The 20,325-nt window shown below is 70.1% G+C and carries 13 protein-coding genes; 3 read left to right on the forward strand and 10 right to left on the reverse strand.

Annotated elements, in window-relative coordinates; all coding sequences use genetic code 11:
* Positions 1-7,506 carry a beta-ketoacyl synthase N-terminal-like domain-containing protein gene (locus ACYR7D_RS21305; RefSeq protein ID WP_459546297.1) on the forward strand — a complete coding sequence of 2,502 codons (7,506 nt, stop codon included), beginning with the start codon at positions 1-3 and terminating at the stop codon, positions 7,504-7,506.
* Between the two features lie 196 nt (positions 7,507-7,702).
* On the opposite strand, the gene ACYR7D_RS21310 is transcribed toward ACYR7D_RS21305, so the two are convergent.
* From ACYR7D_RS21310 to ACYR7D_RS21335, 6 genes are all read right to left on the reverse strand, one after another.
* Positions 7,703-10,402: a fumarate reductase/succinate dehydrogenase flavoprotein subunit gene (locus tag ACYR7D_RS21310; protein ID WP_459546298.1), complete on the reverse strand. Its 2,700-nt coding sequence runs from the start codon at positions 10,400-10,402 to the stop codon at positions 7,703-7,705.
* Positions 10,399-11,166, reverse strand: a complete 768-nt coding sequence (locus ACYR7D_RS21315; protein WP_459546299.1) for an ABC transporter ATP-binding protein — start codon at positions 11,164-11,166, stop codon at positions 10,399-10,401. The genes ACYR7D_RS21310 and ACYR7D_RS21315 overlap by 4 nt, the downstream gene beginning before the upstream one ends.
* A complete protein-coding gene (locus tag ACYR7D_RS21320; protein ID WP_459550233.1) occupies positions 11,163-11,939 on the reverse strand; it encodes an ABC transporter permease in 777 nt (258 codons plus the stop codon). Before ACYR7D_RS21320 ends, ACYR7D_RS21315 begins: the two co-directional genes overlap by 4 nt.
* Positions 11,940-12,013: 74 nt before the next feature.
* Positions 12,014-13,393 (reverse strand): ABC transporter substrate-binding protein, encoded by a 1,380-nt coding sequence (locus ACYR7D_RS21325; RefSeq protein ID WP_459546300.1) that lies wholly within the window; start codon positions 13,391-13,393, stop codon positions 12,014-12,016.
* 7 nt (positions 13,394-13,400) lie between these two features.
* Positions 13,401-13,628 (reverse strand): 4Fe-4S dicluster domain-containing protein, encoded by a 228-nt coding sequence (locus ACYR7D_RS21330; RefSeq protein ID WP_280401792.1) that lies wholly within the window; start codon positions 13,626-13,628, stop codon positions 13,401-13,403.
* Positions 13,629-14,411 (reverse strand): GntR family transcriptional regulator, encoded by a 783-nt coding sequence (locus ACYR7D_RS21335; protein WP_459546301.1) that lies wholly within the window; start codon positions 14,409-14,411, stop codon positions 13,629-13,631. It abuts the gene before it with no gap.
* 420 nt (positions 14,412-14,831) lie between these two features.
* On the opposite strand from ACYR7D_RS21335, the gene ACYR7D_RS21340 reads away from it, so the two are divergent.
* Together ACYR7D_RS21340 and ACYR7D_RS21345 are read left to right on the forward strand one after the other, a co-directional pair.
* A complete protein-coding gene (locus ACYR7D_RS21340) occupies positions 14,832-15,317 on the forward strand; it encodes a hypothetical protein (protein WP_459546302.1) in 486 nt (161 codons plus the stop codon).
* A 205-nt stretch (positions 15,318-15,522) separates the two neighbouring features.
* Positions 15,523-16,389, forward strand: a complete 867-nt coding sequence (locus ACYR7D_RS21345) for an LLM class F420-dependent oxidoreductase (RefSeq protein ID WP_459546303.1) — start codon at positions 15,523-15,525, stop codon at positions 16,387-16,389.
* Positions 16,390-16,406: 17 nt separating this feature from the next.
* Here the strand turns inward: ACYR7D_RS21345 and ACYR7D_RS21350 are convergent, their stop codons facing one another.
* From ACYR7D_RS21350 to ACYR7D_RS21365, 4 genes are read right to left on the reverse strand one after another with little or no spacing between them, the layout of a single operon-like run.
* The gene (locus ACYR7D_RS21350) at positions 16,407-17,468 is read right to left on the reverse strand and encodes a glucosidase family protein (RefSeq protein WP_459546304.1); all 1,062 of its coding nucleotides are present in this window, start codon (positions 17,466-17,468) and stop codon (positions 16,407-16,409) included.
* A complete protein-coding gene (locus ACYR7D_RS21355; protein WP_459546305.1) occupies positions 17,455-18,186 on the reverse strand; it encodes a class I SAM-dependent methyltransferase in 732 nt (243 codons plus the stop codon). The genes ACYR7D_RS21350 and ACYR7D_RS21355 overlap by 14 nt, the downstream gene beginning before the upstream one ends.
* On the reverse strand, positions 18,180-19,448 hold the full coding sequence (locus ACYR7D_RS21360; RefSeq protein ID WP_459546306.1) for a glycosyltransferase family 4 protein: 1,269 nt from the start codon (positions 19,446-19,448) through the stop codon (positions 18,180-18,182). Before ACYR7D_RS21360 ends, ACYR7D_RS21355 begins: the two co-directional genes overlap by 7 nt.
* A complete protein-coding gene (locus tag ACYR7D_RS21365) occupies positions 19,448-20,323 on the reverse strand; it encodes an LLM class F420-dependent oxidoreductase (protein ID WP_459546307.1) in 876 nt (291 codons plus the stop codon). Before ACYR7D_RS21365 ends, ACYR7D_RS21360 begins: the two co-directional genes overlap by 1 nt.
* Positions 20,324-20,325: the final 2 nt, after the last annotated feature.

Genomic DNA, 20,325 nt, shown 5'->3' on the forward strand with positions numbered 1-20,325 from the left:
GTGTTCGAGCCCATCGCGGTGGTCGGCCGGGGGTGTGTACTGCCCGATGCGCTCACACCCGAGGCGTTCTGGCACAACATCGTCACCGGCCGGCTCAGTATCTCGACCGCGACCCCGGCCCGGTGGCGATTGCCGGACGCCGCGATGGCGCAGGTCGTCGGGCCGGCGCCGGCTCCGGTGCGCAGCGTCGCCGGTGGCTATGTGCACGGCTTCGACACCGTCTTCCGGCCGGACGGGTTCCGGGTCGGGCGCGATGAGATCGCCGGGCTCGACCCGTCGTTCCACTGGGTGCTGCACGGTGTCCGCGAAGCCCTGCGGGAAGCCGGCGAGGACAGGCCGCGCGAGCGGACCGGTCTGGTCCTCGGCAATCTGTCCATGCCCACCGACGGGTTGTCGCGGTACGCGGAGCACATCTGGCTGGCCGGACAACGCGAGGAGTTGCCGACGCTGCTCCCGGACACACCGGCCGCGCTGAACCGGTTCTCCTCGGCCATGCCCGCGCACTTCGCCGCCGCCGCGCTGGGGCTCGGTGGTGGCGCGTTCGCGCTCGACGCGGCGTGTGCCTCCGCGCTGTACGCGATCGAACTCGCCTGCGACCGGCTGCATGCCGGTACCGCGGACATGATGGTGGCCGGCGCGGTGAACCGCGTCGACGACCTCGCGGTGCATTTGGCGTTCAGTGCTCTCGGAGCGCTGAGCCCCACCGGGCGCAGCAGGCCGTTCCACCGGGACGCCGATGGGCTGGTCCCCGCCGAGGGCGGTGGATTCGTGGCACTCATGCGCCTGTCCGACGCGCTGGTGGCGGATGTGCGGGTATTCGGGGTGATCCGCGGGATCGGTTTGTCCAACGACGGTCGGGGCGCCGGCCTTCTCGTCCCCTCCCGTGCCGGTCAGCTCCGGGCGATCCGATCCGCCTACGCGACGGCCGGAATCGCACCCGAGTCGGTATCACTGCTCGAATGCCACGCCACCGGCACCTCGCTCGGCGACGAAACCGAGGCGCACAGTATGGCGGAGGTGTTCGGGGCGGCACCCGATCTGCCGATCGGTTCGGTCAAATCCAATACAGGGCATCTCGTCACCGCTGCCGGCATGGCCGGGCTGCTGAAGGTGCTGGGTGCTTTCGAAACAGGTATCCGGCCGCCGACACTTCAGGCCGACGAACCGATCGCGGCCCTGGCCGGTACCCCCCTGCGGTTGCTGCGCGAAGCCGAACCCTGGGACGGGCCGCGCCGTGCGGGCATCAGTGCTTTCGGTTTCGGCGGCAACAACGCCCACCTCGTACTCGATCCGGGCCCGGGTGACAGCGCCGCGGCACTTGTCCCGCCACGCCTCGCGAGCCCGGCGCACGAGGCCGAGGCGGAGGCGGAGGTGGTGATCGTCGCGATCGGCGCACGGGTCGGGCCCTGCCGCGACTACGCGGAATTCCGCGAAAGCCTGCTGGGCGGAGTGCGCCGCCGCGAGCCGGTCACGGAGTACGACGTGGAGTTGGACGGTCTGCGCACCCCGCCGGCCGACCTGCGGCAGACGCTCGGGCAGCAGATCGCCGTGCTGGAAGCCGCCCGGGAGGCCGCCGGCCGCGTCGCTCTGCCCCGGGAGCGGACGACGGTACTGATCGGAATGGGCTGCGATGCCGAGGTCGCCCGCCATCCGGCCCGGGTGCGGGTGGCCGCGCACTGCGCGGAAGCCGGTGCGCGCGATCGTGTCGCCGATGCCTTCGCCGCGCCGCTGGCGGCCCCCGCGGTACTGGGCACAATGCCCAATATCGTCGCCAACCGGATCAACTCCCATCTCGATCTGTCCGGGCCCGGCTTCACGGTCTCGGCCGAGGAAGCGTCCGGCCTCGTCGCCTTGGAGCTGGGTTGCCGGGCACTGCGCGACGGTTCGGCGGACGCGGTGCTCGTGGGGGCGGTGGACCTCTCGCACGAACCGGTCCATCGCAGCGCGGCGCGCGAGATGGGTATCGACACCGAACCCGGTGATGCGGCGGTCGTGCTCGTGCTCAAACGAGCCGCCGATGCCCGCCGCGACGGCGATGAGCTACTCGCCGTCGTCGCGGACTCCGGCGCGGCGGGTGGTCTGGTCGTCGGGGATGCACCGCCGGCCGAGGGCGGGGAAAGCGAACGGTTCGACCCGGCCGCGCTCTTCGGTGCCCCGCATGCGGCGAAGGGGCTGCTGGCGGTTGCCTGCGCGACCGTCGCGTTACGCCATGGTGCCGTACCCCGGGCGGGCCGTACCGCCGATCCGGCGCTCGGCATCCGGCAGGCCACCGTTGCCGTCCGAACACTCGGCACCACCCCCGCCGAAACCACGCTGACCGCTGCCGAGGTCGTGCCGTGGACCACGGAACCAGCGGTGCGCCACTACGTGTACTCCGGCGCCGATGCGCACGACGCGCTCGCCGCCGCCCGCGCCGGAGCCGAAGGGGACCACGGTCCCGCTCGGCTGGTCGTCGCGGCCGCGGACGCGGACCAGCTCGCGGCCCGCCTCGCGGGCGCGGCCCGCTGGCTCGGCAAACGCGGAGTACGCCCGGAGGGTGTCTCCTTCCGGGACCGGCCGACCGACGGCGAGGTCGCGTTCGTCTACACCAACGGTTCCGCATGCTATCCCCGCATGGGCCGAGATGTCCTGCTGGCCTTCCCGGAAATCGTCGGCCGATTGGCACGCCGCTGTGGTCCGCTCCGTGATTTCGCCGGCTGGGCCTACACGGGCACCGGCGCCGACGCGACTCATGTGCTCGATCAGATCTGGGGCGCGTCCCTGCTCGGCCAGTTCCATACGGAGTTGACCCGCGGCATTCTCGGCCTCGAACCGGCGGCGGTGCTGGGTTACTCGTCCGGCGAAACCACTTCCCTCGTGGCGATGGGCGCATGGGACGAGGTGCCGCGGCTGGTCGCCGACGCCCAACGGTCACCACTGTTCACCCGGGAGGTGGCCGGCGACCTCGATATCGTGCGCCGGTCCTGGCGCGAACACGGGATCGCGGACGGCCGGTGGTCGAGTTACCTCCTCAGCGCCGACGCCGAAACCGTGCGCGCGGCGTTGTCCGGGGAGCCCACCGTTGCGCTCATGGCGATCAGCGCCCCCGAAGCGTGCGTCATCGGCGGGGAAGCCGAGGGCTGCGCCCGCGTGCTGTCCAGGCTCGACGGGGTGCCCGCTCTGCCGCTCGGCTACGACATCGCCGTCCATATCCCGGAAGTCGAACAGGTGCGGGACCCCTGGTGGCGGCTGCACGACCGGCCGACTACCGACGTGCCCGGGATCCGCTTCTATTCCTGCGCGAGCGCATCGTCCTACACCGTGTCGCGCAAGGCCGCCGCCGACGCGATCACCGAGCAGGCGGTGGGCACGATCGATTTCGTGGCCACGGTGGAGAAGGCGTGGGCCGATGGGGTCCGGGTGTTCATCGAACACGGTCCGCGTGCCCTGTGTACCGGCTGGATCTCCCGGATCCTCGGTGACCGCGACCATGTGGCCGTCGCGCTGGACTCCGCGGACGGCCGCGCGCAGCGCAGCCTGGTCCGCGCGCTCGGTGAACTCCGTGCGGCCGGTGTCGAGGCGCACTACACCGACCTCCTCGAGCGGCTGGGCGCCCTGGATACCACGGCCTCGCAGACGGATCGGTGCGTTCGTGTCGCCGCGCACCCGCCGCCGATCACCCTGCCCGAGCTGTTGCCCGCCGAGACGATGGCACCCGCTCCGGCTCTGCCACCGGTGCCTCTCCCCACTCGCGTTGTCTCCCCGGTCGCTCCGGTCGACGCGGCGCCGCCGACCACGCGCGTCCTGCCGGGGCCGGTCCCCGATATCCCGGCGAACGTCCTGCTCGCCGAGGTCGCGCGCGTGCATCGACAGCACCTCGAAGAGCGCGCCGCAGCGCACCGGCGCTATCTGGCAGTGACCGGATACACCCAGAATCTATTGTTGCGCCGGACGCCACGCGGCGCCGGACCGGGCGTTCCGGTGCCGCCGAGTATTCCTCCGGAAAGGAGCGTTTCCACCGCGGCCGGTTCTGCTGCCGGAACCGCCGGGCCGGCAGCGCCGAGCGCCGCCCCGGTGACGTCGCGGCGGCTGCCCTCGTTCGACCGGGCCCAGCTGGAAGCCCTGGCCACCGGACCCGTCTCGGCCGTGTTCGGCCCGTTGTTCCGGGCCCAGGACGGCTTCCGCCGGCAGGTGCGCATGCCGGCACCACCGATGCTGCTCGCCGACCGGGTCACCGGTATCGACGCCGAACCGGGGCGCCTGGGCACCGGAACGATCCACACCCAGACCGACGTCACCGCCGAGGGCTGGTACCTCGATCCGGCCGGACGGATGCCCGCCGGCCTGATGATCGAAGCAGGGCAGGCGGATCTGCTGCTGATCAGCTGGATGGGTATCGACCTGCTCAACCGCGGCGAGCGGGTGTACCGGCTGCTCGGCTGTGAGGTCACCTTCCACGGCAGCCCACCGGAACCCGGAGAGACCCTGACCTTCGACATCCATATCGACGGCCACGGGGAACACGGTGGTACGCGCCTGTGCTTCTTCCGCTACGACTGCCACGTGAACGGCAGTCTCCGGCTCAGTGTGCGCAGCGGTCAGGCCGGCTTCTTCACCGACGCGGAACTCGCCGCCACCAGCGGCGTGCTGTGGGATCCGGCCGCGGACGCCCCGGACTCGGCCCGCCCCTGCGACCCGCCGGTCCGCGACAGCGCGCACCGCGCGTTCACCGCCGAGCAGATCGCCGCGTTCGCGAGCGGACGGCCCGATAGGTGTTTCGGCCCCGGATGGCGGCGTACCCGGGCACATGTCCGCACGCCGCGTATCGCCGACGGCCGCATGCTGTTCCTGCGTGAGATCACCGAGTTCGCGCCCGGCGGCGGGCCGTGGCGGCGCGGATATCTGCGGGCCACGGCTCCGGTATCGCCGGACGACTGGTATTTCGACGGGCATTTCCAGGGTGACCCGTGCATGCCCGGCACCCTGATGCTCGAAGGCTGCCTGCAGGCGATGGCCTTCTATCTGTCCGCGCTCGGCCATACGATCGACGCCGACGGATACCGTTTCGAGCCGGTGACCGGCCGGACGGTGCCGATGCGGTGTCGCGGCCAGGTCACTCCGCGCAGCCGGGAGATCGTGTACGAGGTGTTCGTCGCGGAGGTCTCCGGTGGTGCCGTGCCCACCCTGACAGCCGATGTGCTGTGCACCGTCGACGGAGTCAAGGCGTTCCACGCTCGCCGGGTCGGACTCCGTCTCGTACCGGACTGGCCGCTGGCCGGTATCGCGCCCGCCGTGGCCGGGAATCGGGATCCCGGTCCGCTCGTGGCCGATCGGTCGGCGCTGCTGGCCTCGGCGCTGGGGAGGCCCAGCGCGGCATTCGGAGCGATGTACGTGCCGTTCGACGGGCCCCGGCGCGCGGCGCGCCTGCCGGGCCCGCCCTACCTCTTCGTTTCCCGGATCGTCTCGGTCGACACACCGCCGGCGACGATGCGGCCGGGTGCCCGGGTGGTCGCGGAGTACGACGTGCCGCAGCGAGCGTGGTACTGGGAGGAGAACGGCTATCCGGTGATGCCGGTGTCGGTGCTGATGGAAGTCGCGCTCCAGCCGTGTGGCTGGCTGGCGTCCTACACCGGGTGCGCGCTGTCCACCGACGAGGATGTGCTGTTCCGCAATCTCGACGGCACCGCCACCGTAGTGGGCGAGGTGACACCGGCGAGCCGGATCGTGCGGACGACAGCGGTGCTGCGCAGCCTCTCGACCCATGCCGGAATGATCATCGTCGCATTCGATGTGGTGTGCGAGGCGGATGGTGCGCCGGTGCTGTCCGCATCGACCGTTTTCGGGTTCTTTCCGCAGCAGGCTTTCGCCGAGCAGGCCGGGCTCCCGGCGACCGAGGCGCAACGCGCGAGTCTCGCCGCGACCGGCGATCCGGTGCGCGAACCGGACACCGCACCGCCGGCCGGACCGACATTGCGCCTGTGGGACCGGATCGTCGCGTACCACCCGGATGGGGGGCCGGCCGGGCTGGGCCGCGTCGTCGCGACCAAGGAGATCACCGCGGGCGAATGGTACTTCCGGGCGCATTTCTTCCAGGATCCGGTGCAACCGGGTTCGCTCGGTGTCGAAGCGATGGTCCGGCTGCTGCGGTTCGTACTCCGGGACAAGGCACCGGCCGCCGGTATGCGCTTCGAATCGGTCGCCCTCGGTGAACCTCTGACCTGGAAGTACCGCGGGCAGGTCACTCCGGACAATCAGCTCGTGACGATCGAGCTGACCGTCTCGAGTATCGAGTGGGGCGAGACCACGTGCCTGGCCGTCGCCGACGCCGCACTGTGGGTCGACGGCACCAAGATCTACGAGGTCCCGGCGCTGTCGGTTCGGCTGGTGGCCGCGGAGCCGCACCGGACCGAAGAACTCCTCGACCCCCGTATCGACACCTGGGTGACCGACCACTGTCCCACCTGGACCGTGCCGGCGCTCCCCCTGATGTCCACCGTGGACCGGATGTTCGCGGCCGCACGTCGGCTCGGCACCGCATGCGCGTTGCGGGACCTGCGGCTGCAACGCTGGACCCCGCTCCCCGGCCCGACGAAGCTGCGCACCGAGGTGCGACGGACCGGTGCGGGACTAGCGGTGACGGTGTCGGTGTGGCGCGAGGCGAAAACCCCGGTCCTGTCGCGGTTCGAGCCGACCGCTACCGCCGTGCTTCTCCCACAGCCCAGCACGCCCCCGCCGGTCGCCTGGCCGGACCCCGCCGACCCGCATCCGGCGCCGGATCCGTACGCCTCGGGTGCGCTGAGCCACGGACCGCGTTTCCGTTACCTACTCTCGCTGCAGTTCGGCGCGACCGAGGCGGTGGGTATCCTCGACGCGGCGCACGGCGGCGTCCCGCGCGGGGAACTACACCAGGGGTTCCTCGACGCGTGCACCCATGTCGTTCCGCACGCCGAACTCTGGCGCTGGTCACCGGATATCGACCGCGGTCTGGTCGGCTACCCGCATCGCATCACGACACTGGACCTGTACGAGCCCTTACCGGCGCAGGGAAAGCTGACCGTTCGTGCCCGGTTCGCCGGTTTCGAAGACGGCGAGCGTAGGCATCCCTGCTTCGATGTCCAGGTCTGCCGGGAGGACCGGGTGCTGGTCGCGTTCCACCTCGTCGACGCGCTCGTGCCGACCGGCCCGTTGGCCGCCCTCGACCATGCCGAGCGCCGGTCGTTCCTGCGGGACCGGGTGTTCGTCGCCGGCACCGGCCTGTCCCGGACCGAGAACGGGGAAACCCGGGTGACCCGGGCGCAGGTCGACGAACTCGACTGGCTCACCGGGACCGTCGCCGCGATCTACGCCCTCGACGGTACCGACCGGCTGGCGCAGATCGCGATGAAAGACCATATCGGCCGCAGGCTCGGCGTCCACCCCAGCGAAGTACATGCCGACGTCGCCGGATCCTGTGCCCGTTTCGGTAACCGCGTCTATCCGTTGAAGGTCAGCGTCCTGCCCACCTCCGTAGTGGTGCGAGACGCTTAGCGTCCGTCGCGAAGTGGTGTGTGCAGCAGGGCCGGACGCCGCCGCTGACTGGTGGCCACCGGCGGTGAGTGGACCGCCGGCACCGGACCAACTCACCGGCGAGGGCGCGGCCCTACTGATCGCGAAGCGGATAGCTCCCGACCGGCTCCCCCGGCCCCGCACAGCCGTCACAGCCGCGTGGAGCCACACCGAGCGATCAGGCCACCAGCGCGCGACGGGCATAGGCGCGGACATCCGCGTCGGAATCGTCCACCGCCCCCTTCAATGCCAGCCGGGCCGGCTCGTGCCCGGGCCAGCGGGCGAGGGTGAGCACCGCGGCCTTGCGCACATCCAGGTGCGGATCGGCGAGCGCCGCGGTGAGGGCGGGCACCGCGGCAGCGGGGCCGGCGGCGGCCAGGCCGCGGGCCGCACCGACTCGCACCTGCCAGGCGGTATCGCCGAGCGCGGCGAGGCAGCTCTCGATATCGGCCGCGGCGGCCCCGGTATCGGCGAACGCGGCCAGCGCTGCCGCCCGTACCAGTGGGTCGCGGTCGCCGGCCAGGACCCGGACGATCTCGGCCCCACCATCGCCGATGGTGGCCAGGCCCTGGGCCGCCGCGATCCGCACCTCACGATTGGGGTCGGCGGCCGCGGCCGCGATCGCGTCGCGTTCGTTCACCGAGACCAGTGCCCGCACTCCTTCGATTCGCACCCGGTGATCGGGATCCTCCAGTGCCGCGCGATAGTCGGCTGCCGCACCGGCGCGCAGAGCGCGCAGCAGATCCACGACCACCGCGCGGACCACCGGATCGGATGAGTCCAACCGATCCGCGAGCCCCTCGGCGCCGGGCAGGAGCTCCACCAGTTCGCGCAGCGCGGCCGCGGCGGCACCGCGCACGACCACCGCCGGGTCGTCGAGCGCACGCATCAGCAGCGGGGCGAAACCTTCCGGGGTGTGCTCGGTCAAGGCCGCGACCGCCGCGACCCGCACCCGCTCGTCGGTATCGGCCAGATATCCGGCGAGTTGCGCGGCGGTGGGCGCGTCGAGGGCGAGCAGTGTCACCAGCCGGGGCGATGCGGGTGGCGCGCCGGCGGGCACCGGGGCCCGGTTCGCGGACGCGGCGGTATTCGGGGCGCGCCGGTGCCCGACGAGCTCCGGCTGCGCGATCACGGTGGGCTCCCCCGGTGAGGGCAGCTCGTCCAGGCCGGGCACGGGCACCAGATACGGCGCCACCGGTCGTTTGAGGAACTCCATGCCACCATCGGCTCCCTTGCGGAGGTTGAGGTGGTAGCGCCACTGCTGGTCGTCGCGTTCGGGCAGGTCGGCGCGCTCGTGGTAGAGCCCCCAACGGGATTCGGTGCGGGTCAGGGAACTACGGGCCGCCATTTCGGCGCAATCCCGGATGAACGACACCTCGACCGCGCGCATGAGCTCGTGCGGGGTGCGCGCGCCCATTTCCGCGATATCGCCGCGCATTCGTTCGAAGGTCTCCACCGCCAGCGACAGTTTCGCCGCGGTTTTCGGCGGCGCCACATAGTCGTTGACGAAACGCCGCAGTTTGTATTCCACCTGGGGCTGTGGCGGCCCGTCGGGATGGCGCAGCGGGCGGTAGACGAGTTCGTGCGCGGCGGCGACCTGGTCGGCGGGCAACTCGCCGGGCGCGGCCACCTCCGCGCGGGTCGCCGCGGCATGGGCGCCGGCCAGTTCACCGAATACGAAGGCACCGATCATGTAATTGTGCGGGACGCAGGCCAGATCACCGGCGGCGTACAGGCCGGGCACCGTGGTCCGCGCGTTCTCGTCCACCCACACGCCCGAGGCGGAATGGCCGCCGCACAAACCGATCTCGGAGATGTGCATCTCGATATCGTGGGTGCGGTAGTCGTGGCCGCGGTTGGTGTGGAAGGTGCCGCGGGTGGGGCGTTCGGTGGTGTGCAGGATCCCTTCGAGGGTGCTCAGGGTTTCGTCCGGCAGATGTGACACCTTCAAATAGATGGGTCCGCGTGCCGAATCGATCTCGCGTGCGACCTCCGCCATCATCTGGCCCGACCAGTAGTCCGAGTCCACGAACCGCTCGCCGCGGGCGTTCACCTGGTAGCCGCCGAACGGGTTGGCCACATAGGCACAGGCGGGACCGTTGTAATCCTTGATCAGCGGATTGATCTGGAAACATTCGATACCGCTCAGTTCCGCGCCGGCGTGGTAGGCCATCGAGTAGCCGTCACCGGCGTTGGTGGGGTTCTCGTAGGTGCCGTACAGATATCCCGACGCCGGCAGCCCCAGCCGCCCGCACGGGCCGGTCGCCAGAACGACCGCTTTCGCGCCGACGGTGACGAATTCGCCGGTGCGGGTGTTCAACGCCGCCGCGCCGACGGCCCGTCCGTCCGCGGTGAGCACCCGCACGGGCATCAGCCGGTTCTCGATCCGGATCCGCTCCCGGTTCCTACGTTGCCGCAACACCCGGTACAGCACCTTTTTCACGTCTTTGCCCTCGGGCATCGGCAGTACGTAGGAACCGGAGCGGTGTACCCGCCGCACCGCGTAGTCGCCGTACTCGTCCTTCTCGAATTTCACGCCGTACCGTTCCAGCCGCTGCACCATGGCGAAGCCGCGGGTCGCGGTCTGATACACGGTGCGCTGGTCGACGATGCCGTCGTTGGCGCGGGTGATCTCGGCGACGTAGTCCTCCGGTTCGGCCTTTCCGGGGATGACCGCGTTGTTCACACCGTCCATCCCCATGGCCAGCGCCCCGGAGTGCCGGACGTGCGCCTTCTCCAGCAGCAGCACCTCCGCGCCCTGTTCGGCGGCGGTGAGCGCGGCCATCGTCCCGGCGGTGCCGCCGCCGATCACGAGCACATCGCAGTCGAGACGGACGGTGTCGGCGAGATCAGGCGCCACGAAAACAGGGGCGTTCACGACAGGGCCTCCACGAGTCGGGCACGATCGGCCTGCCGGTCGGCGGCCGCGCGCGGGGTCGGGACATCGATCAGGGCGCGCAATGGTCGACCGGCCCGCCCGAGTACGGCGACCCGGTCACCCAGCAGCAGCGCCTCGTCTACGTCGTGGGTGACGAACACGATGGTGGTGGGGTGGGTGCGCCAGGTGTCGATCAGCAGGCGCTGCATGGTGTGGCGGGTCTGGGTGTCCAGCGCGCCGAACGGTTCGTCCATCATCACCGCTCGCGGCGCTCCGGCCAGGCCGCGCGCCAGCTGGACGCGCTGGCGCATCCCGCCGGACAGATTCTTGGGCAGGAAATCACCGAAACCGGTGAGCCCGACTTCCTCGATCCATCGGTCGGCGGCGGCGCGCCGCCCGGCTTTCGGTTCGCCGCGCAACCGCAGCGCGAGTTCGATATTGGCGCGGACACTACGCCACGGCAGCAGCGCGTTGTCCTGGAAGACCACGGCACGGTCACGGGAAGTGCCGGTCACCGGTTCACCGTCGGCGAGTACCCGCCCGGCCTCGGGCGCCAGCAGACCGGCCAGGGCGCGCAGCACCGTGGATTTACCGCACCCGGACGGCCCGGTGAGGACGAGGATCTCACCGGGGCGGATAGCGAGGGACAGGTCCGTGATCACCGGTTCGCCGGTGTAGGACAGGCAGACATCGTCCAATCGCAGGCTCATCCCGTACTCACCGGAGTCCGCGCGCGCATCCGGGGTGGTGAGCGTGGTGGTCATCGGGCCTTCTCCTCTCCCCTGGGGAGCCAGCGGGTGACCCGGCGGCCGAGTAGTTCGATCGCCGCCGAGGTGCCGAAGCCGAGCACCCCGATGGTGACGATCCCGACGAACACCCCGGGGTAATCGACGATGGTGTAGGCCTGCCAGGTGCGATAGCCCACGCCGAGCCTGCCGGAGATCATCTCCGCGGAGATCAGGCAGATCCAGGCGACGCCGATACCGACCGAGAGCCCGCCGAAGATACCGGGCAGCGCCCCCGGGAACACCACTCGCGCCAGCACATCCCACCGGTTGCCGCCCAGGGTGCGCACCGAGTCCTCCCACAGGGTGGGCAGAGCGCGTACCGCGTGCCGGGTACTCACCATGATCGGGAAATACGCGGCGAGACCGGTGATGAACACGATGCCGGCTTCGTCGTCGGGAAACAGCAGGATGGCGATGGGTACCACCGCGATGGCGGGGATCGGCCGCGCCAGTTCGGTGAGGGGGCCGAGGATTCCGGCGAACAGCCGCGACCGGCCCAGGGCGATACCGCTGGCCACCCCGAGTACGGTAGCGATACCGAAACCGGTGAGGATGCGGATCAGTGATTGGGCGAGGTCCAGATAGTAGACCTCGGTGCCCAACTGCCGGCCGAACGCGGTGACGATATCGGTGACGGTGGGCAGGGTGTCGAACCGCAGCCACAACCGGACGTCCGCGGCGGTCAGTAGCTGCCAGATCAGGACCGCCCCGGCCACCGACCCCAGCCGCAGTGCCCGCCCCGGCCACACCGAGCGGGTGGTGTGCCCGGTACGGCCCCGGTCGCTGTGCAGGGCCGCGCCGGAATCGGCGGTGGCGGCCGCGGTCACGACCGGACCTCGGCGACGGCCTGCTCGTAGCTCACCGGCCGGGCGGCGGGATGCGCCTGCCGGTGGCGTTGCGCGGCGGCCGGGGTGGTGAACGCCAGGTAGGTGTCGCCGGCGCGCAGCCATACCGCTTTGTCGGCGAACCAGCGGGTGCCCAGTTCGGAATCGAGGACATAGGCGGCACGGATCCCCGTCCCCTGTGCGCGGGCGGTCTTGACGGCGCGCAGCAGTTCGGTGGGACTACCGGCCGGCCGGGTGGTGTCCTGTCCGTCGAGCCACAGCTCGGTACCCGAGCCGGCGGTGTGGTTGGTGGTGTCGGCCACCGCGGTGTCGTAGTCGAGGCCGCGGGCGGCGTAGGCGGCGCGCAGCAGACGGTCGTCGGCGAAGGCACCGGTGTCGAGGTCGGCGAAGTCGCCGATCGATTCCAGATACCGCACATCGTCTTCGAACGCCGCGAGCAGGCTCGGTTTGAGGGTGGTGTCGAAGGAGGTGCCGCCGGGCCCGTTGTAGAGGTACACCACCTCCTGCGGCAAGCCCGAGCCCTCGGCCACGATACGTGCCGCCTCCAGCGGTTCGCGCCACAGGAATTCGGTGGCGTCCAGCTGTGCCTGCAGGAACGCGTCGACCACCTCGGGATGTTCGGCGGTGTAGGCCTTGCGGGCCACCACACCGTGGAAGGTGGGGACGTTCAGCTCGGCACCGTCGTAGAGCAGTTTCGCCTTGTCCTGGAACACCAGCAGACCCGGCCATGCCACGAACTGCGACAGGGCGCTCACCTGCCCCGATTCCAGCGCCGATGCGCCGACCTGCGGCTGCTGGTTGAGTACCGCCACACCGTGGACCGGGTCGATACCCGCCCGGGTCAGCGCTTGTACGAGGGTACCGTGCCCGGCGGACCCGACACTGGCGGAGATCTTCGCCCCAGCCAGGTCGCGGAGTCCGGTGGCGGGCGAATCCGGGGGCACCACCACCATGTTCAACGCGCCCTTGGGGTTGTAGCCGGTGACCGCGATGAATTCGGTGCGGGAACGTTCGCCGGCCTGGGTGCGTGACCCGTTGATCAGCAGCGGATAGTCGCCCATCGAACCGATATCGATTTTCTCCGCCACCATCTGCGCGGTGATCGGTGCGCCGGTGTCGTAGTCCTGCCATTCGACTTCGTAGGCCGGGCCGCCGTTGTCGGTGAGTTGCCGCAGCCGCTGCTCCAGGTAGCCCTGGGCGCGGAGGAGGGTGCCCGCGGTGACGGTGTTGATGGTCTTGGACTGATAACCGATGACGACGCGCACGGTATCGCCGCCGGCGGCGTCTTCCAGCGAGCAGCCGCTCAGGGCGAGGACCCCGGCGGCGAGGAACGCGATCAGGCGTTTCGGAATGGACATGATGGGTCTACCTCAGGAGATACGGCATGTTGACGGTGACGGCACCGGTCGGGCAGCGGGCGGCGCAGGGACCGCAGTACCAGCATTCGTCGACGTGCATGAAGGCCTTGCCGTTGTCGGGATTTATGGCCAGCGAGTCGAGCGGGCATATTTCGACGCACAATGTGCATCCCTCGATACACAGGGATTCGTCGATGGTCACGGGGATATCGGTGCGCTGGTTCACCAGTGCCATCTACAGGACCTTCCATTCGGGGATGCCGCGGGAGAGGCTGCCGCGCAGCGTGATCCGGTCGCCGCGCATCCGGATGTATTCGAGGTCGACGGGGGTGCCGTCGTCGAGGTGGGTGAGGCGTTCGAGCATGAGCAGCGGCGCCCCGTCGGGGATGTCGAGGGTGGCGGCGGTGTGCCGGTCGGCGGGGATCGCCTCCACGGTGAGTTCGGCCGAGCCCAGCGACTGCCCGCTGAGCTGTTCGAGCAGGACGAACACGTCGGTGTGCGCGAGGTCGTGTCGCAGTACCCGGTCACCGATTTCGGGGCTCAGATAGGTGAGGTCCAGGCTCAGCGGCTGGTCGCCGAGGTAGCGCAGGCGTTCCAGGTACACCACCTGTTGCCCGGGGTCGAGCCCGAGACGGCGCGCCACCGTGGGCGGGGCGGTGATGCGCTGGCCGGCCCGGACTTCGTTGCGCACCGTCCCGCGACCTTCCAGTGTTTCCTGCAACCCCAGCAGCGCGTCCAGGCCGTGATCGTATTTACGCGCGGTCACCCGAGTGCCGATCCGGGGGGCGCGGGCGATCAGACCTTCGTCGCGCAGCAACGCCAGCGCGTCCCGGATGGTGTTACGGGAGGTTTCGTGTTCTGCGGCCAGCCGCTGTTCGCTGGGCAGGGTGTCGCCGACGGCGCCCGCGTGGATCTGCCGGCGGAGGATATCCGCGATGCGCCGGGCCTGGTCGGCGCGCAGCCGCCGGACGGTGGCCGCGCCGCCCGCCCGCTCGGTGTTCGTCTCGCTGACCTGCATGGACGCTGACGATAGTGGCGGCGCGGGCCCACCCTGGCCGCCCCGGCTGCCGATACTCGGGGCGACCCCGGGAATTCGCCGGTCGCTCCGCGCCGCGACCAGCACCGATACCGTGGCTCGTGGCCAATGCGCCACCCGGCACGTGAGCGGCCGGGTTGGGATCAGGCCGATTCGAATGATCGACGGCACGATCACCGGCTCGTCGGACCGGACGGGTCGAGCCACACGCAGGCGACCCGCGCAGCCGGGCCGGTGTTCGCTGTATCCGTTCGGGAACGATCTCCCGGTCGGTGTGCTCGACGAGAGAGGCGGTGTCGTGCCGCGAGTGGGTGTGCGGCACAGTGGCGGTTGTGGACGGCGGCCTGGACGAAGTGTGGCGGTCTGTGCGCGGTGCGCTCGGCGCGGCGGCCAAGGACTTCGGTGCGGCGGCCGCAGTGTGGCCCGCGCGAGCCGCCGACGGTCTCGGTGCGGCCCGCATTCATCGCCGGCCCGGTGCGGCCCGGCCGCGGCCCCACCGGATCCGGGACCTATGCCTCGCCGCTGCGGGAGGTCGCACTCCACTACGCCGATCCCACCCAGGCGAAGGACCCTTCCGCCCGGCAGGACCGGGTGGTGCGGATGGCGCTACGACCCGAGGCCGAGACGATCACTCTGCGTGCACTCGAGTCCGAACGTGCCAGCACCCTGAGGCACCTCGAGCGTGAACTACGGGCTGCGCGCGTGACAGCGGAACACACGGCCGCGGACAGAGCTCGCTACAACGCGCTGCTGAACAAGGAACTGGCGCTGGCCGATATCGGCCAGTACGGTGCTCTGCGCGGCTGGGACGCCATAGACGGATCCGATACCTGGTCGAACAAGGAGTGGGTCGTACTCAACCCGACCGCCCTGTTGATCCAACGCTGAGCCCCCACCGGGCGCCGGCGCACCGTTGCTTCTGTCTCCCATGATGTTTTCCTGCCGGCGCCGACTGGGCACGCGGTCCCCGACGATCATGGCGGTACGCCCGGGCCGCCCGTCGGTAACACTTCCGCGCGCCTTGACCTGGAGAGCACTCCAGGTCGTAGCGTATGGCCGAGGACCATCCACTACGGCAAGGGGAGAAAACCTGATGGAGCTCGGCTTCCACATACCGATTTTCGAAATCGACGGCGGTACCGGCGCCATCGCCGGGGAACTCGCCCGCGTGGGCGCGGCCGCGGAGAATGCCGGCGGAACCTGGCTGTCGTTCATGGACCATTTCTTCCAGATCGAGCCGACCGGGCTACCCGCCGAAGCGAACATGCTGGAGGGTTACACCTCCCTCGGGTTCCTGGCCGCGCACACCTCCACCATCGAGCTGGGACTGCTGGTGACCGGCGTGACCTACCGGCATCCGGGGCTGCTCGCCAAAACGGTCACCACGCTGGATGTGCTGTCCGGGGGCCGGGCCGCCCTGGGTATCGGTGCCGCCTGGTTCGAGCGGGAACACCACGGGCTCGGTGTGCCGTATCCGCCGGTCGGCGAGCGGTTCGACCGTTTGGAGGAGACCCTGCGGATCTGCGCGCAGATGTGGGATCCGCAGAACAACGGCCCCTTCGAAGGCAAGCACTATCGGCTGGCCGAGACGATCTGCTCGCCGCAACCGCTGCACCGGCCGACGGTGCTGATCGGCGGCGGCGGGGAGAAACGCACCCTGCGGCTGGTCGCGCGGTACGGCGACGCCTGCAATCTGTTCGCGTCCGCGCCGGAGGAGGTCGCGCACAAGCTCGATGTGCTGCGCCGCCACTGCGACGAGGCCGGCACCGATTACGAGCGGATCCGTAAAACCATCCTGGCGGGCACCCCGGATCCCGGTGCGCACGACGACTTCGTGCGTCAGATGGCCGGCTACGCCGAGCTCGGGGTGCACACCGCCATCGTCATGCCGCCCGGCGGGTCGCCGGCCGGGTGGATCGATACCCTCGCACCGGTGGTGCCGCGCCTGGCCGAGCTCTGAGCGGCGCCGGGCGGGCGCTATCCGGTGATCCGCACGGGTACCGCCCGCCCCTCGACGGCGTCGGCGGCCATATCGCGGAATATCCCGTTACCGGCGCTGGACCGAGACAGTGCGTCCGCGGCCAGGATTACCGCGGCACCGGTCCAGGTGGTGCGTTCCACCGGCCAGCGTTTCCCGTCCGCGTACACCAGTCCCGTCCAGTAGGAGCCGTCGGTTTCGCGTAGATGCTGCATATCGGCGAACAACCGGCGGGCGCGGTCGTGATCACCGAGCGCTTCCAGGGACAGGACGAGTTCGCAGGTTTCGGCGCCGGTGACCCACGGCCGGTCACTGACACAGCGGATGCCGATATTGCCGACCACGAAGGTATTCCAGCGCTCCGCGATCCGGGCGTACCCGGCGCGACCGCGCAGCGCGCCGCCGAGGACCGGGTAGTACCAGTCCATCGAGTACCGGTCCTTGCGGGTGAACACCTCGGGATGCTCCCGCAGGGCGGTGCCGAGCCGGATCCGGGCACGCTCCCAGTCGGGGCGGGGGTCACCGAACCGGCGCGCGAGCTCCAGTGCGGCGCCGATGCTGTGGTACATACTGGCCGAACCGGTGACCAGCGCTTCGGGCAGGACGTTCGCGCCGTCACGTAACCAGTAGATCTGTCCGTGCTCGCCCTGGGAGTCGATCACCAGGTCGATCGCGGCGGACACCACCGGCCACAGGTCGGCGGCGAACGCGGTGTCACCGGTGACGGCGAGATAGTGCCACAGACCGGTCGCGATATAGGCGCAGAAGTTGACGTCGGTGGCGGGGTCCTCCACCTCGCCGTCACGGAACTGCCGGGGCCAGGACCCGTCGGCACGCTGGGTGCGCGCCGACCAGGTGTAAGCGGCGACGGCTTCGTCGCGCAGACCGGCCACGGTGAGCGCCATCGCGGATTCGATATGGTCCCACGGGTCGGTGTGCCCGCCGGGGAACCACGGGATGGCACCGGACGGTTCCTGGGCCGCGGCAATGGTTTCCGCGGTGCGCAGGCACTGGCGACGGGTGAGAACCGAAGGTACCGACGGTAGTTCAACCGGCGGCACGGGTCACCGCCGGTTTACTGAAGTACAGGGCCACGCTCTTACCGATCAACGGGTCGAGCAACCGCTCGGCCGTCCGGGTGAGCGGCGGCTGTTTCATCATGTCCCACACCAGCATCCGATGGTAGGCGCGGACCAGCGGATGTTCGGTCTTGTGCACGCCGACCGCGCATTTGATCCACCAGTACGGTGAGTGCAGGGCGTGCACATGGGTGCGGTGGGTGTGCCGCAGACCACGCGCGGTGATCTTGTCGCGTAATTCGTCGGCCCGGTAGATGCGGATATGCCCGCCTTCGTTGGCGTGGTACTCGTCGGACAGCGCCCAGCACACCCGTTCGGGCAGCCAGCGGGGCACGGTCACCACCAACCGGCCGCCGGGCCGCAGCACCCGTACCAGTTCGGCGATGGCCGCGTCGTCGGCGGGGACGTGTTCCAGGATCTCCGAGGCGATGACGACCTCGAATTCGCCGGCGCCGTAGGGCAGGTCGAGCGCATCGCCGTGCACGGTCTCGGCTTTCGCCCCCGCGGGAACCTCCCCGGCCCGGTCCATCGCCTCGAACATGGTGGCGACATTCGCGAGTTCGGGCGCGTCCTGGTCGAAGGCGACCACATCGGCGCCACGGCGGTAGGCCTCGAAGGAGTGCCGGCCGGCGCCGCAGCCCACATCGATCACTCGCGTTCCGGGGCCGATTCCGGCGCGGTCGAAGTCGACGGTCAGCACGACGGTCCTCCTGTGGTGGTGAGTTCTACCGGTTTCCCGGCGCGCCGGTCGATGGCCCGCTGATACACCCGCACGGTCTGGGCGGCCACCGATTCCCAGCTGAATACCGAGACGGCGCGTTCGCGGCCGGCGCGCTGCATCCGCTGCCGGGTCTGCGGGGAATCCAGCAGACGCCCGATCACCCGGGCCAGGGCGGCGGAATCGCCGGGTTCGGTGAGTTCGGCGCACACCCCGGGTTCGCCCACGACCTCCGGCAGGGCCCCGGTCCGGCTGACCACCAGCGGGGTGCCCGAGGCCATCGCTTCCACGGCGGGCAGGGAGAAGCCCTCGTAGAGCGACGGGATGCAGGCGAGCTCGGCGGAGGCCAGGACCTCGGCGAGCTCGGTATCGGTCAGCCCGGAGCGGACGGTGACGATATCGGACAATCCGAGTTCGGCGATCTGTTTCTCGGTGGGACCGTTCGGTTCCAGTTTCGCGACCAGCTGCAGTTCGACGCGATGGGTGATCCGCAGGCGGGTGAGTGCCCGCAGGAGGTGGGTGATGCCCTTCAGGGGTTTGTCGGCGCTGGCGACGGCGACGATCCGGCCGGGTACCCGCGGCCCGCGTGGCGCGAAGAGTGCGGTGTCCACGCCGAGGGGTACCACCTGCAGTTGAGCGGGGTCGACCCCGAAGTCGGCGGCGATATCGTGTGCCGACGAGGAGGAGACGGTGAGCAGATCGGGGATCTGCCGGGCGATGCGCTGTTGCATTCCGAGGAATCCGTACCAGCGGCGCACCAGGGGTTTGCGCCGCCGGGTCGCGGCGGCCAGGTCGACTTCGCGGTCCTTGGTGATCGGGTGGTGCACGGTGGCCACCAGCGGCAGCCGGGCGGCGATATCGAGCAGCCCGCTGCCGAGGCACTGGTTGTCGTGGACCACGTCGAAGTCGCGGGCCCGCTCGCGCAGCAGCCGGGCCGCGCGCAGGCTGAAGGTGCGGGGTTCGGGGAACCCGGCGGTCCACATGGTGGCCAGTTCCAGCAGATCTATCCGGTCGCGGATCTCACTGGGACGCGGGGTACGGAACGGGTCGTCCTCACGATAGAGGTCCAGGCTGGGAACCTCGGTCAGGGTCACGCGCGGGTCGAGATCGGCCGGGTAGGGCTGGCCGGAGAACACCTCCACCTGATGGCCGAGGGCGGCCAGGCCGGCGCTGAGCCGGCGCACGTAGACCCCCTGCCCACCGCAATGAGGCTTGCTGCGGTAGGACAACAAGGCGATCCGCACTAGCTGTCCCCACCCGTCTCGGTGATCGAATTCATGCTTCGCAGTTTGCCAGCCAAGCGTTCGAGATAAGCACGCACCTCCGGTCCGGGCTTATCGGGCAATCCGTACAGCACATCGGTGACCCCGGCGTCGGCCCAGGCGGCCAGGCGTTCGGCGTCGGGTTTGACGTCCAGGGCCACCACGCGCGGCATACCCTCCCGGCCGGCGTCGGCCCAGGCCTTTTTCAATGTCGCCAGCCGTTCGGAGATATCGGTTTCTCCGGGGGTGGTGATCCAGCCGTCGGCGTGCGCGGCGATCCAGGCGCAGGTGCGTTCGGTGCCGGCTGCGCCGACGAGTACCGGCACCGTGCGGTCGACCGGTTTGGGCCAGGCCCAGCTCGGTCCGAAACTCACGTAGTCACCGTCGTAGGAGGCTTCGTCCTCCCGCCACAAGGCCCGCATGGCCTCCAGGTACTCCCGCAGTACGGTGCGTCGTTTGTTACCGGGCACGCCGTGGTCGGCGAGCTCGTCGGTGTTCCAGCCGAAACCGGCGCCCAGGGTGACCCGCCCACCGGAGAGGTGATCGAGGGAGGCGATGGTTTTGGCGAGGGTGATCGGATCGTGTTCGACCGGCAGCGCCACCGCGGTGGCCAGTTCGATACGGTCGGTGACCGCGGCCGCGGTCGCCAGGGACACCCAGGGGTCGAGAGTGCGCATATAGCGGTCGTCGGGGAGGGAGGAGTCTCCGGTCTGCGGGTGCGCGGCCTCGCGTTTCACCGGGATATGGGTGTGTTCGGGGACGTAGAACGAGGAAAATCCGTTCTCCTCGGCGGCGCGGGCCGCGGCGGCGGGGGTGATCCCGCGGTCACTGGTGAAAAGGACGATGCCGAAACGCATAC

This window comes from Nocardia sp. X0981 (assembly GCF_977089955.1).

Coding starts and splice junctions, on each gene's coding strand:
- ACYR7D_RS21315 (WP_459546299.1), bottom strand. CDS start 11,166: ATGACCACCACGCTCACCACCCCGGATGCGCGCGCGGACTCCGGTGAG.
- ACYR7D_RS21325 (WP_459546300.1), bottom strand. CDS start 13,393: ATGTCCATTCCGAAACGCCTGATCGCGTTCCTCGCCGCCGGGGTCCTC.
- ACYR7D_RS21330 (WP_280401792.1), bottom strand. CDS start 13,628: ATGGCACTGGTGAACCAGCGCACCGATATCCCCGTGACCATCGACGAA.
- ACYR7D_RS21335 (WP_459546301.1), bottom strand. CDS start 14,411: ATGCAGGTCAGCGAGACGAACACCGAGCGGGCGGGCGGCGCGGCCACC.
- ACYR7D_RS21345 (WP_459546303.1), top strand. CDS start 15,523: ATGGAGCTCGGCTTCCACATACCGATTTTCGAAATCGACGGCGGTACC.
- ACYR7D_RS21365 (WP_459546307.1), bottom strand. CDS start 20,323: ATGCGTTTCGGCATCGTCCTTTTCACCAGTGACCGCGGGATCACCCCC.